The following is a 12444-nucleotide window of genomic DNA, read 5'->3' as shown; positions in this document are numbered from 1 at the left end:
TTCTTTCTTGTCACACATAATCAAAACTACGACTACAGGTTAGCTCCCTAGTACAGTCGTAGCATCAGTTTAACATACTAAAGCCAAGCCTTATGAAAAATCGAAAAATCACTAGGCTTATTCGACATGGCCTAATTTATCAAAATAATATCGTAGAGTTAAGAAAGTTATTATAGATACTTGACTAATCGTAAGAAAATAGCTGCCTCACTTTTGAGACAGCCACCATTCAAGTTTATTTCAGGCTCATTTTAAATTCTAAAAAGTACTCGTTATATTTGCCTAACCATTGTAAGCCAAGGTTTTCGTATACTTCTAGCTTTTCACGGAGCTCTTCATCTGGATAGTAGCGCTCATCTTCGATTATTTCAGGGTCCATTAATTCCATTGCAGCTTTATTCGGTGTTGAGTATCCTACATAATCTGTATTTTGTGCGTTTACCTCTGGATCAAGCATGAAGTTAATAAAAGCATGTGCACCGTCGATATTTTTAGATGTTTTCGGAATGACAAAGTTATCGAACCAAAGATTTGAACCTTCTTCAGGCACAGCGTATGTTAATTCTTCGTTTTCAGACATCATATCCGCTGCTTGACCTGACCAAGTTAGAGCAACAGCCGCCTCATTATTAATCATTAGCGGTGTAATTTCATCACCGATAATAGCCTTAATATTTGGTGAAAGGGCAATTAATTTATTTGTCGCTTGACGTAGCAGTGCGTCGTCCTTTGAATTTAACGATGCACCGATTGAGTTTAAGCCCATGCCCATTACTTCACGTGCCCCATCTACTAAAAATACTTTTCGTTTTAATGAAGGGTCCCATAAATCATCCCATGAATCGAATGTAATTTCATCACCAATAATTGATGGGTTGTAAACAATCCCAACAGTCCCCCAAAAATAAGGAACTGAAAACTCATTTCCAGGATCAAACGGTAAATCTAAAAAGTACGGGTCAATATTTTTTAAGTTCGGTAATTTCTCATGATCTAAAGGAATGAGTAAGTTTTTTTCCTTCATCATTTCGACCGTATACTCTGAAGGGATAGCAACATCATATGCTGAGCCACCTTGTTGTACTTTCGTCATCATCGCTTCGTTTGAGTCAAATGTTTCATAAATAACATGTATGCCAGTTTCTTTCTCGAATTGTTTTATTACGTCTGGGTTGATGTATTCGCCCCAGTTATATACTGTAATTGTATTTTTGCTCCCTTTATTACTAGCTGATTGCATTTGATCAGCAGCTACAAATAATAGGGCACAAGTAATTACAATTGCAATAGTTGCTTGCATTAAATCTCTCATTTGTACCCCCCCGCTCTCGTTTGTTTTGAGCGATTATTTACAAAATAATAGCCAATTACTACTAACATGGTAACAACGAAAATTAATCCTGAGATTGCGTTTATTGTTAATGTAATTCCAGCACGCGCCATTGAGTAAATTTCAACAGATAATGTACTAAAGCCATTACCTGTTACGAAAAATGTTACGGCAAAGTCATCGAGCGAATAAGTTAGCGCCATAAAGAACCCAGCGAAAATACCTGGTGAAATATATGGCAAAATAACACGTGTTAACACATCGCGTTTTGTTGCTCCAAGATCCCGTGCAGCGTCAATTAATGAAGTGTTCATTTCTAGTAATTTTGGTAAAACCATTAATACAACAATTGGTACACTAAATGCTACATGTGATACTAGCACTGATGCAAAGCCGAGTTTTACACCAACCATTGTAAATAAAATTAAGAAGCTTGCTCCGATTACAACGTCTGGACTAACGATTAATACGTTATTTAAGGATAATAATGTGTTGCGCATTTTCTTGTTTTTAATGGATACAATACCAATTGCACCTAGTGTTCCGATAATTGTTGCAATTAAACCAGAAAGCAGGGCAACGATTACAGTATTGATTAATATAACAATTAAGCGCGTATCCTCAAAAACAGCTGCGTAATGCTCAAGTGTGAATGACTCGAAGTGGTTCATGTTGCCGCCACTGTTGAATGAGTAAAAAATAAGGTAAAAGATTGGCGCATATAAAATGATGAAAACTAACGCCAAATAAATTTTTGAAGTGGGCGATAATTTTTTCATTAAGCGCGTCCTCCTTTAGATTTCTGACCTGTAAGTACCATGATAAGTACCATAATAAAGATTAAGAATACGGCAATTGTTGAACCCATTCCCCAGTTTTGAGATACGAGGAATTGTTGCTCGATTGCTGTACCTAATGTAATTACTTGGTTTCCAGCAATTAAACGCGTAATCATAAATAAAGATAGAGCAGGTATGAATGTTACTTGAATACCTGATTTCACACCGTCGATTGTCAACGGGAATACGACACGACGAAATGTTGTAAAGCTTGATGCACCTAGGTCACGTGCTGCATAAACAAGCGTTGGATTTAATTTATCAAGCGAGTTGAAAATCGGAATAATCATAAATGGAATGAAAATATATACTGACACGAATACGAAACTAAAATCCGTAAATAAAATTTGCTGTGGATTAAAGCCGAATATTTCAATAAAGGCATTAATCGGCCCGTATAAACCGAAAATCCCAATAAATGCATAGGTTTTTAATAGTAAGTTAATCCATGACGGAATGATGATTAGTATTAACCATAGCTGCTTGTGTTTCGTCTTCGTTAAAAGATAAGCAGTAGGGTACGCAACGATAAGCGTAAAGAACGTAATTAAAAATGCATACCAGAAGCTTGATAACGTCATTTTAAAATAAGAAGCCGAGAAAAATGCCTTATAATTTGCGAGTGTGAAATTGCCATCTAGATCTAGCAATGAGTAATAAGCAATTAAGGCAATTGGAGCAATAACGAATAAACCAATCCAAAGTAAGTAGGGAAATAAAGCGCCTTTTGAATTTTTAGTTTGCATCTTCATCTTCTCCGTACGATTCAAGTCGTTTATCGAAATCTTCTTCTGTTTCATTTAAACGCATGACATGGATTGCTTCTGGTTCAAAGTCTAAACCGATTTCTGCTCCTACGTCTGCCTTTTTCAGTGAGTGAACGAGCCATTCATTGCCGTCTTTATCATATGTGGATAGCTCATAATGCACCCCGCGGAATAGCTGTGTATCTACTTTGACTATTAATTTCCCTTGTTCAACAGTTGTAATTTCTAAATCCTCTGGTCGAATAACAATGTCTATTTTTTCGTTTTTTTGCATTCCTTGGTCAACGCACTCGAACTCCTTGCCAGCAAAACGTACGCGGAAGTCGTCAATCATAATTCCATCTACAATATTCGATTCCCCAATAAAGTCTGCTACGAAGCGGTTAATTGGCTCATCGTAAATATCAACGGGTGTGCCTGATTGCTGAATCTCACCGTTTGATAGGACGAAAATCTCATCGCTCATTGCAAGAGCTTCTTCTTGATCATGTGTTACAAATACGAAAGTTTTACCTAGACGCTGTTGTAGCTCACGAAGCTCGTATTGCATTTCTGTACGTAATTTTAAGTCTAATGCAGATAGCGGCTCATCTAATAAAATTATTTCAGGATCATTAACAATTGCTCGGGCAATCGCAACACGCTGGCGTTGACCACCAGACATTTCAGAAATTTCACGGTTACCATAGCCTGCCAAGTTAACGAATTTTAATGCTTCCTGCACGCGTTCTTGTACTTCAGCATCCTTGACTTTTTTAATACGTAAACCAAATGCGACGTTTTCAAAGACGTTTAAATGCGGGAATAAGGCGTAATCTTGGAAAACAGTATTCACTTGACGCTCATTAGCTGGCACATTGTTTATTTTTTTGTCATGGAAATATACAGTTCCATTAGTCGGTTCCGAAAATCCAGCAATAATACGTAAAATCGTTGTTTTTCCACAGCCAGAAGGCCCGAGTAATGTGTAAAACTTCCCTTTTTCAAGCTCGAAATTTATATTTTTTAATACGACTGTACCGTCATCGTATGACTTTGAAACGTTTTCAAAACGAATGATTGCGTTGTTATCCATAAAAAGCCTCCTAAACTATAAATAAGATTCAGTTGCAACAAGTAAAAGCTCAGTAGTTCCATTGTGTGCATTAAAAATTTGATGATTTGATGTTGCTTCGTAATAAACAGAATGACCTTCTGTTGCTATATATTCCTCGTTTCCAATAACGACCCGAATACGACCTTTCACTACAAAAATAAATGTTTCAGCAAGTGACGGTTCGAATAATTTAAACTCGCCTCCGCGCTTTAAAGTTAGAAAAACGGGCTCCATCTCTTTTTCATTAGAGGTCGGAATTAGCCATTCTATTTCATATTTTTTGTCGTTATCAATATAACTTGAGCGATCTTCTTTTGTGTATACAACATTTTCATTTTGTAAATTATCATCATCGAAAAATTGTTTTGGAGTAGAGCCTAGCACTTCTAAAATTGAAAAAAGTGTTTCGATTGATGGGGAGTTTAAATCTCGCTCTAACTGTGATATATATCCTTTTGTTAAATCTGTGCGTTCACCTAGCTCCTCTTGCGTTAAGCCTTTTTGTAAACGTAACTCTTTAATTTTCATGCCGATTTGCATGTTCTTTGTCCCCCTCCTTATAAGTTTAGTAATTTTAAACATTAAGTATGAAAGTTTACTTTTACCAAACTTTAAGTTTACAAAAACAAAGATAATTATACATAATAATGCCGAAAATACAAGCGATTTATATAGGTATTTGAAAATTTTTTAGCAATGTGCCTTTTCCTAGTTATTGCATATTGTAAGGGGAGGAGGAATGCAGATGAAATTGCGTACGGAAATGCCTGAATTCGAAGGAGCGACAGCTTGGTTAAATCGTAAAGTGGGGAAGGGCGATTTGCGAGGGCCAACGTTAATTCACTTTTGGTCAATTAGCTGTTCTTTATGTAAGGAACTTTTACCGAAATTATATGAACTGGCAAACAAGTACAATATAAATATGGTTGCCGTGCATATGCCACGTAGTGAGAATGATAAAAATATTGTACTTGTGAAAGAAGTAGCGCGGAAGTTACGGATGAAGGAAGCGATGTTTATTGATGATCATTTAAACTTAACTCAACTTTATCAGACGCGTTTTGTTCCTACTTATTATTTATTCGATGAACATCATTTGCTTCGTCACGTGCAAATCGCGGGAAGTATGCGATTTCTTGAATCAAAAATTCAACGATTATTAAAAGAAGCTCTGTAATATTTCGAGAGCTAAAATAAATTTGGTTTGATTTCCGTTCCAGTTGTGCGCTTTCCGGGGGGCGTCCGATGAGCCGCTTCCCTCGCGTCCAGGGTCTCGGGCCAACATGACGTTGGTCACGAAGGCGTTGTCACAGGACGTGACGTTTTAGCCTTCGTTCCTTTTTTGACGCTATTCCCCCAGGAAGCTTTGCTCTGTAGCGAAAGGCATAGCCGACAGCTACACTCGCCCAACTTCCACTCCTATCAACTTGATTTGTATTAAATAATTTGTCGACAGAATTTTGGTGATGAACTAATTAAATAGATAATTTTTGGTCTTTTAGTTAAAGGGAAGCCATGAGCTAATACATTCGCTCATATTGACAGATTGAAAAATACGACGAGAGCATTATAGCAGTTGTCTATCCAACAACAACAGATTACACCACTAAAACAAATCAACAATGAACTTCAAGTGGCATTGAGCACCTGTCATTGGATTCTGTATGGTGAAATTTGTATTGAAAAGTGCTCGTTTAAAGTAAATAAGTAAAATAGCTTTACGATATAAAATCCGGCACTTTTTGTTCGAATTGAACAGATGTGCAGGATTGCTTTGTTTTTTCTATTGTTCATTCGATCTTTTCAACACCTGTTGCAGATTGGTGCTTAATTAAGCATTTATTAAACGCATTTGGTCATAAAAATGAGAAATCATATTCCAACTAGTAGAATTGAAATAATATTTTTACAACAACGGTCGAGTGAGTTAAACTAGTGGCAACAGGTTGTGGAGGCGAATGTATGAAAAAAGAATTTGTTGTCATCGGACTCGGCCGATTTGGTGGAAGTATTGTTAGAGAACTTGTAGCTCAAGGCGCACATGTCATGGCGATTGACTCAACGAGTGAGCGCGTCGATGAATATGCACAAATAGCGACACAAGCGATTGTTGCGGATACAACAGATGAATCAGTAATTAAATCGCTTGGTTTATGGAATTTTGGGCATGTTATTGTAGCTATTGGTGAAAATATACAAGCAAGTATTTTGACGACTTTAATTTTAAAAGAACTTGGTGTATCGCAAATAACTGTAAAAGCACAAAATGATTATCATGAAAAAGTACTGCGTAAAATTGGTGCTGATTATATTGTGCATCCTGAGCGTGATATGGGTATACGTATTGCGAATAATATGATGTCTAGCAATGTACTCGATTATTTAGAGCTATCCGACGAACATTCCATTATGGAAATAAAAGCGAGTGATCGCATAGCTGGCTATAGTTTAATTGACTTAGATATTCGTGCGAAATATGGTATTAATATTGTCGGTATTAAGCGCGGTGAGGCGATCATGATATCCCCATCACCAGAAGATCCGATTTTACTAGGTGATGTACTACTCGTAATTGGTGCTGATGTAGATATTAATCGTTTCGTGAAAAAAGCATTACAAGATTAAAGGGTTATTGGTGAAATGTTGGGGGTGTACTAATTTTGAGGAATCAAAATTTAGTGCATCCTTTTTGAATGGGGGCGTTGATTTCCATTCTGGGTCGGACGCTTTCCTGGGGCACGGCTCTAACTAAATTGGTTCGGATGTAACCGAAACAATTGGATTTTCCGCACGTGCGGCTGTGGCTAAGCTTTTGCCGCAATAAACATTGCTTATCCTAGTGGATTCGACGTTCCTCCCCTACAATCAGCGATGCTAACTAAGATAAGTGCCTGCTTCTTTTATAGCGTAATTGTATAGATATACCCCGACAAATATTATAGAACCAAAAAAACAAGGTCTGCGGTTAACCGCAGACCTTGTTTTTATAATTGAATAAATTAAACTTCCATGATTATTGGTAAAATCATAGGGCGACGTTTTGTCTTTTCGAATAAATACGGTCCTAAAACGTCTGTAATTTCATTTTTCAACTCAGTCCATTGAGTAGATTTTTCTTGGATTGTGCTGTTCAAATGTTGATTTAGCATTTTTTGTGCTTCATTAATCATCATACCTGATTCACGCATGTAGACGAAGCCGCGAGAAATAATGTCTGGACCTGAAACAATTTTTTGTTTCTCCATATTCACACTCACAACTACAATTACAAGACCTTCTTCAGATAAAATGCGACGATCGCGCAAGACGATATTACCAATGTCACCAATACCATTTCCGTCAATATAAACATCACCTGATGGGATACGTCCTGCTACATGTGCTTCTTTTGCGCTTAGTGCAAGCACGTCACCATTTTCCATAACGAATGTGTTATCAATTGGTACGTCACAATCTTCAGCAAGTGACGTATGCATTTTTAACATACGATACTCACCGTGAATAGGCATGAAAAATTTAGGCTTCATTAATCGAAGCATTAGTTTTTGCTCTTCTTGTGAGCCGTGACCAGATGTATGAATATTGTTTAGTGAGCCGTGTATAACTTCCGCTCCTGCACGGAATAGTAAGTTAATAATTTTGTTAACGCTAGTTTGGTTCCCTGGAATTGGTGAAGAAGAGAACACAACTGTGTCACCCGGCTGAATTTGAATTTGGCGGTGGGTACCATTCGCAATTCGAGAAAGAGCTGCCATTGGTTCACCTTGTGAGCCTGTACATAAAATAAGTACTTCATTTGCAGGTAAACGATTAATGTTTTGTGCATCAACAAATGTTTCTTTTGGAGCTGTTATATAGCCTAGCTCACGCCCAATTGTAATTGCGTTGTCCATCGAACGACCGAATACTGCGATTTTTCGTCCGTGCGCAACTGCTGCATCAGTTACTTGCTGTACTCGATGAATATTTGATGCAAAAGTTGCGAAAATAACACGACCGTCAACTTTGCGGAAAATATCATCAATACTTTCGCCGACTTTACGTTCAGACATCGTAAAGTTTGGCACTTCAGCATTTGTACTATCAGATAACAAGCATAATACACCGTCACGACCGATTTCAGCCATTTTTGTTAAGTTAGCTGGCTCGCCAACAGGGGTAAAATCAAATTTAAAATCTCCTGTATGCACGATATTTCCCGGTGGTGTTTTAACAACAATACCGAATGCATCTGGAATACTATGCGTTGTACGGAAGAAGCTAACTGATGTTTTACGGAATTTAATAACATCTTCTTCTTTAAACTCAATCATTTTTGTTGAGCGCAATAAACCATGTTCTTCTAGTTTATTACGCAGTAGACCTAACGCTAGTTTACCGCCGTAAACAGGAACGTTTACTTGGCGTAATAAGTAAGGAATGCCACCGATATGATCTTCGTGACCATGGGTAATAAATAATCCTTTAATTTTATCTGCATTTCGTACTAAATACGTATAATCAGGAATGACATAATCAATTCCTAGTAAATCATCTTCTGGGAATTTAATTCCGGCATCGATTAAAATAATCTCGTCTTGGAATTGTACCCCATATGTGTTTTTGCCGATTTCGCCCAGTCCGCCGAGTGCGAATACAGCCGCTTGATCGTTTTTAACGAACTTCATAAAGATTAAGCGTTCTCCAGACGATAGTTCGGGCTAGCTTGTTCGTATTCTAAATAGTTGCCTTCTAATAGTTGAACAAGTTCAATATTGTAATTTCGATCTTTTAAATAGTGGCGAACCTCTCGTTCAGAATTAGCCTCTAAATAAAGTGTTTTTGTGTTTTCGCGAACTGGAATCTCTTGGTTACTTTCTTGGTAATAAACTTTGTAAATCATATTGACTCTCCTTTTAATACGTACATTATTATTGCATTTACATAGGTTGTACAACTTTTACACTATACTCATGATGTAATTATACATGTCTGAAAAGCATGAGAAGAAGTGTAGGTATAATATTAGAAATAAATGCATTTCCTTTATATTATCACGCAGCTACTTTAAAATAAAGAAAAGCCCTTCAAAAGAAGGGCTTAAGCAATTGATTTCTTTCCGAGGATGCCATTCAATCGTTTCAGTAATTTCTTTTTGAGCCGTTTTAACATGGCACATCACTCCTTATGTTTATTATATAGAATTTTCAGATTTTTGTAAAGTAGTATTTATATAGAGAGAAGGATATTAGTATGAAGAAAATTTTATTTTTTGATGTAGATGGAACACTTTATAATAGCGAAAAAAAATTGCCTGATTCAGCGAGAGAGGCGATAATGCGTGCGCGTGCAAATGGCCATGAGATTGCGATTGCTACTGGACGTGCCCCATTTATGATTCAGTCACTATTAGAAGAGCTAGATATTGATACATTTGTGACGTTTAACGGGCAATATGTTGTTTATAAAGGTGAAGTTGTTTTTACGGACGGCATTTCTACACAGCAGCTAGAAGAAATTATTGATTTTGGAGCACAAAGGGAGCATCCTGTTGTCTTTTTGAACGAAGAAAAAATGATTGCTTCCTTACCTGGGCACGCTTCGATTCGTGATAGTTTAGCGACGCTACATTATCCATACCCTGAAATTGCAGCTGATTTTTATCATGATCATGCTGTTTACCAAACACTTATTTTTATGGAGCAACAGGAAGAGTCGCTTTATAAAGAAGCATTTCCTAATATCGAGTTTGTACGCTGGCATGAAAAGTGTTGTGATATGTTACCGAAAGGTGGATCAAAAGCACGTGGCATTGAAAAATTAATAGAATGCATCGGCTTAAAAATGGAAGATACAATTGCGTTTGGTGATGGCTTAAACGATGTAGAAATGCTACAAGCAGCGGGCATCGGTGTTGTCATGGGGAATGGTCACACTATGGCGAAAAGGGTAGCGGATATTGAAGCGCCACATGTTGATGACGATGGTTTATATAAAATAATGGAAACGCTACAATTAATATAGGTTCTACGTTAAATTTCGTCTTCCTTCCTGTTTGTGTCATGATCATTTTGGACTTGGAGAACTAATTTTGATCCAAGGTTGAAAGTAAAGAAGGACCCAATAAACAGTATATAATTTTTTATAAAAACAACGCCACACGATTTTTATCGGTGGCGTTGTTTTTATACTCTTTCAAAAGGTGTTGAGTTTGGAATCGGAGCAAAAGGTTCTTTTTCATTAATATGGTCATAAAACATTATGCCGTTTAAATGATCTAATTCGTGCTGGAAGGCAATTGCTGGCAAGCCTTTTAAACGAATTTTCTTTTCTTCGCCGTCAATTGTCATAAATTTTGCTGTAATGCGTGCATAGCGCGGCACATAGCCGGGAATTGCGCGATCAACTGATAAACAGCCTTCACCGGATTCGATATATGTTTGCTCAACAGAATGGCTAACAATTTTGGGATTAATGGCAACGAAGCTCACTAGCTCCCCTGCATCGTCTGTTAAATGTAGTGCAAATATACGCTTTAAACAATTTACTTGGTTAGCTGCTAAACCGATGCCACCGCGTAAATTATATTTTTCAGCTATTTCGGAATCTTGACTATTTTTCAAATATTGCAGCATATCTTCTGCTAATTGACGATCTTCAACTGACAAAGGGAATGTCACTTCTTCAGCACGTGTGCGTAATGTAGGATGCCCTTCGCGTATTATGTGTTCCATTAAAATCATGTGAAACTTCCTTTCGTGTTTAACTCTATAACTTAAGTATACATAACGATATGTCATGTTCAATGATAAATACTTATTCTTCAATTGAAGAATAAAAAATAAAACAGGTATTGGTAATTTTGTACAGAAATAAGTAGTCGATGTAATTATTGTAATAGAAAAAAACGTAATGGCACAGTTTATCGAATAGCATACGAATCAGATAACAAGGAAAACCATACCTCTGATTAATTATTTAGTAATTTTTTTAGGAAGTTATATGAAATGAGTTTGCAAATGTAAGTAGATAAATAAAACGAAACCAATTAATAATGCTGTTTAGTTTATATAGAAAACACCATGCTATTATAGTGCGAATGGGAATCAGTATCGGTGCTATTATAATACAGGTATAAGTCTAATATATAACAGATAGAGAAATGTTCGGAATTTAATAAATGGACAAAATATTGCTTTAATAAAGGTAATCTATGATTGACCGATAAGATTTAATTCATTATACTCAATTATAGAATCACTTGTACTAATGATAATGAATTATTTTTTAATACAGTTAAAAGGGAGATGTGTCATATGGGAGAAAACATCGTAAACAAATTTGATCCGACGGCTACATTGCATGAAATTGAAGATAAATTTCAAATGTTCCAGATCTTAAATGAAGAAGGGGAAATCGTCAATGAGGAGGCCAATCCGAATCTTTCTGACGAAGACTTAATTGAATTAATGACGCGTATGGTATACACACGTATATTAGACCAACGCTCGATTTCATTAAATCGCCAAGGTCGTCTAGGTTTCTATGCGCCAACTGCAGGTCAGGAAGCATCGCAACTAGCTTCACATTTCGCGCTTGAAAAAGAAGACTGGATTTTACCAGGCTACCGTGATGTGCCTCAAATTTTTTGGCACGGCTTACCATTATGGAAAGCATTTTTATTCAGCCGCGGCCACTTTATCGGTAACCAAGTACCAGAAGGCGTAAATATTTTAGCACCACAAATAATAATTGGAGCACAATACATTCAGGCTGCTGGTGTAGCGCTAGGTATTAAAAAGCGCGGTAAAAAATCAGTAGCAGTAACATATACAGGTGATGGCGGTTCGTCACAAGGTGATTTCTACGAAGGTATTAACTTTGCAGGAGCATTCAAATCTCCAGCGATTTTCATCGTACAAAATAACCAATTCGCGATTTCGACACCACGTGAATTGCAAACAGCTGCCAAAACAATTGCTCAAAAAGGAATTGCGGCCGGCTTGCCAAGTATTTTAGTTGATGGAATGGATCCATTAGCAGTTTATGTTGCTACACGTGATGCCCGTGAGCGCGCAGTAAATGGAGAGGGACCAACGTTAATTGAAACAATGTGTTACCGTTACGGTCCACATACGATGGCAGGGGACGATCCAACACGCTATCGTACAACGGATACTGATAATGCTTGGGCAGCAAAAGATCCAATCGTACGTTTCCGTAAGTATTTAGAAGGAAAAGGTTTATGGTCAGAGGAAAAAGAAGAAGCTGTTATTGAACGTGCAAAAGAAGAAATTAAAGAAGCCATTAAATTAGCTGACCAAGCACCGAAGCAAAAGGTGACAGAGTTAATTGAAAATATGCATGCAAGCGAAATGCCGTATAACTTACAAGAACAGTATGCAATTTACAAAGAGAAGGAGTCGAAATAAG

General features: G+C 37.1%; 12 protein-coding genes. 4 read left to right on the top strand and 8 right to left on the bottom strand.

Features of this window, described 5'->3' with window-relative positions; translation table 11 throughout:
• Window positions 1–235 precede the first annotated feature (235 nt).
• Genes AAFN87_RS09580 through AAFN87_RS09560 form a run of 5 tightly spaced genes read right to left on the bottom strand, consistent with a single transcriptional unit; the run spans window position 236 to window position 4572 of the window.
• Window positions 236–1312, bottom strand: a complete 1077-nt coding sequence (locus tag AAFN87_RS09580; RefSeq protein ID WP_347790817.1) for an ABC transporter substrate-binding protein — start codon at window positions 1310–1312, stop codon at window positions 236–238.
• The gene (locus tag AAFN87_RS09575; protein WP_347790816.1) at window positions 1309–2109 is read right to left on the bottom strand and encodes an ABC transporter permease; all 801 of its coding nucleotides are present in this window, start codon (window positions 2107–2109) and stop codon (window positions 1309–1311) included. Before AAFN87_RS09575 ends, AAFN87_RS09580 begins: the two co-directional genes overlap by 4 nt.
• On the bottom strand, window positions 2109–2915 hold the full coding sequence (locus tag AAFN87_RS09570) for an ABC transporter permease (protein ID WP_347790815.1): 807 nt from the start codon (window positions 2913–2915) through the stop codon (window positions 2109–2111). The genes AAFN87_RS09575 and AAFN87_RS09570 overlap by 1 nt, the downstream gene beginning before the upstream one ends.
• Window positions 2905–4011, bottom strand: coding sequence for an ABC transporter ATP-binding protein (locus AAFN87_RS09565; protein ID WP_347790814.1), 1107 nt, complete (start codon window positions 4009–4011; stop codon window positions 2905–2907). The genes AAFN87_RS09570 and AAFN87_RS09565 overlap by 11 nt, the downstream gene beginning before the upstream one ends.
• A gap of 15 nt (window positions 4012–4026) precedes the next feature.
• Entirely contained in the window at window positions 4027–4572 is a 546-nt protein-coding gene (locus AAFN87_RS09560; RefSeq protein WP_347790813.1) for a helix-turn-helix domain-containing protein, read from the bottom strand.
• Between the two features lie 205 nt (window positions 4573–4777).
• Here AAFN87_RS09560 and AAFN87_RS09555 point away from each other — a divergent pair, with 205 nt between their 5' ends.
• Both AAFN87_RS09555 and AAFN87_RS09550 read left to right on the top strand, forming a co-directional pair.
• Window positions 4778–5209, top strand: a complete 432-nt coding sequence (locus AAFN87_RS09555) for a TlpA family protein disulfide reductase (protein WP_347790812.1) — start codon at window positions 4778–4780, stop codon at window positions 5207–5209.
• A gap of 785 nt (window positions 5210–5994) precedes the next feature.
• Window positions 5995–6657, top strand: coding sequence for a potassium channel family protein (locus tag AAFN87_RS09550; RefSeq protein WP_347790811.1), 663 nt, complete (start codon window positions 5995–5997; stop codon window positions 6655–6657).
• A 374-nt stretch (window positions 6658–7031) separates the two neighbouring features.
• Here AAFN87_RS09550 and rnjA read toward each other — a convergent pair whose 3' ends face one another.
• Window positions 7032–8699, bottom strand: a complete 1668-nt coding sequence (gene rnjA / locus AAFN87_RS09545) for a ribonuclease J1 (RefSeq protein WP_347790810.1) — start codon at window positions 8697–8699, stop codon at window positions 7032–7034.
• 5 nt (window positions 8700–8704) lie between these two features.
• Window positions 8705–8914 (bottom strand): DNA-dependent RNA polymerase subunit epsilon, encoded by a 210-nt coding sequence (locus tag AAFN87_RS09540; RefSeq protein WP_347790809.1) that lies wholly within the window; start codon window positions 8912–8914, stop codon window positions 8705–8707.
• A 350-nt stretch (window positions 8915–9264) separates the two neighbouring features.
• On the opposite strand from AAFN87_RS09540, the gene AAFN87_RS09535 reads away from it, so the two are divergent.
• Complete coding sequence (locus AAFN87_RS09535) at window positions 9265–10035, top strand: Cof-type HAD-IIB family hydrolase (protein ID WP_347790808.1); 771 nt, start codon at window positions 9265–9267, stop codon at window positions 10033–10035.
• A 161-nt stretch (window positions 10036–10196) separates the two neighbouring features.
• On the opposite strand, the gene def is transcribed toward AAFN87_RS09535, so the two are convergent.
• The gene (gene def / locus AAFN87_RS09530) at window positions 10197–10754 is read right to left on the bottom strand and encodes a peptide deformylase (protein ID WP_347790807.1); all 558 of its coding nucleotides are present in this window, start codon (window positions 10752–10754) and stop codon (window positions 10197–10199) included.
• A gap of 642 nt (window positions 10755–11396) precedes the next feature.
• Here def and pdhA point away from each other — a divergent pair.
• On the top strand, window positions 11397–12443 hold the full coding sequence (gene pdhA, locus AAFN87_RS09525; RefSeq protein ID WP_481886469.1) for a pyruvate dehydrogenase (acetyl-transferring) E1 component subunit alpha: 1047 nt from the start codon (window positions 11397–11399) through the stop codon (window positions 12441–12443).
• The last annotated feature ends 1 nt before the right edge of the window (window position 12444 follow it).

The organism is Solibacillus sp. CAU 1738, from assembly GCF_039888725.1.
Classification (GTDB): Bacteria; Bacillota; Bacilli; order Bacillales_A; family Planococcaceae; genus Metasolibacillus.
This window is presented reverse-complemented; position numbering and strand designations above follow the sequence as displayed.

Coding starts and splice junctions, on each gene's coding strand:
- AAFN87_RS09580 (WP_347790817.1), bottom strand. CDS start 1,312: ATGAGAGATTTAATGCAAGCAACTATTGCAATTGTAATTACTTGTGCC.
- AAFN87_RS09575 (WP_347790816.1), bottom strand. CDS start 2,109: ATGAAAAAATTATCGCCCACTTCAAAAATTTATTTGGCGTTAGTTTTC.
- AAFN87_RS09570 (WP_347790815.1), bottom strand. CDS start 2,915: ATGCAAACTAAAAATTCAAAAGGCGCTTTATTTCCCTACTTACTTTGG.
- AAFN87_RS09565 (WP_347790814.1), bottom strand. CDS start 4,011: ATGGATAACAACGCAATCATTCGTTTTGAAAACGTTTCAAAGTCATAC.
- AAFN87_RS09560 (WP_347790813.1), bottom strand. CDS start 4,572: ATGCAAATCGGCATGAAAATTAAAGAGTTACGTTTACAAAAAGGCTTA.
- AAFN87_RS09555 (WP_347790812.1), top strand. CDS start 4,778: ATGAAATTGCGTACGGAAATGCCTGAATTCGAAGGAGCGACAGCTTGG.
- AAFN87_RS09550 (WP_347790811.1), top strand. CDS start 5,995: ATGAAAAAAGAATTTGTTGTCATCGGACTCGGCCGATTTGGTGGAAGT.
- rnjA (WP_347790810.1), bottom strand. CDS start 8,699: ATGAAGTTCGTTAAAAACGATCAAGCGGCTGTATTCGCACTCGGCGGA.
- AAFN87_RS09540 (WP_347790809.1), bottom strand. CDS start 8,914: ATGATTTACAAAGTTTATTACCAAGAAAGTAACCAAGAGATTCCAGTT.
- AAFN87_RS09535 (WP_347790808.1), top strand. CDS start 9,265: ATGAAGAAAATTTTATTTTTTGATGTAGATGGAACACTTTATAATAGC.
- def (WP_347790807.1), bottom strand. CDS start 10,754: ATGATTTTAATGGAACACATAATACGCGAAGGGCATCCTACATTACGC.
- pdhA (WP_481886469.1), top strand. CDS start 11,397: ATGTTCCAGATCTTAAATGAAGAAGGGGAAATCGTCAATGAGGAGGCC.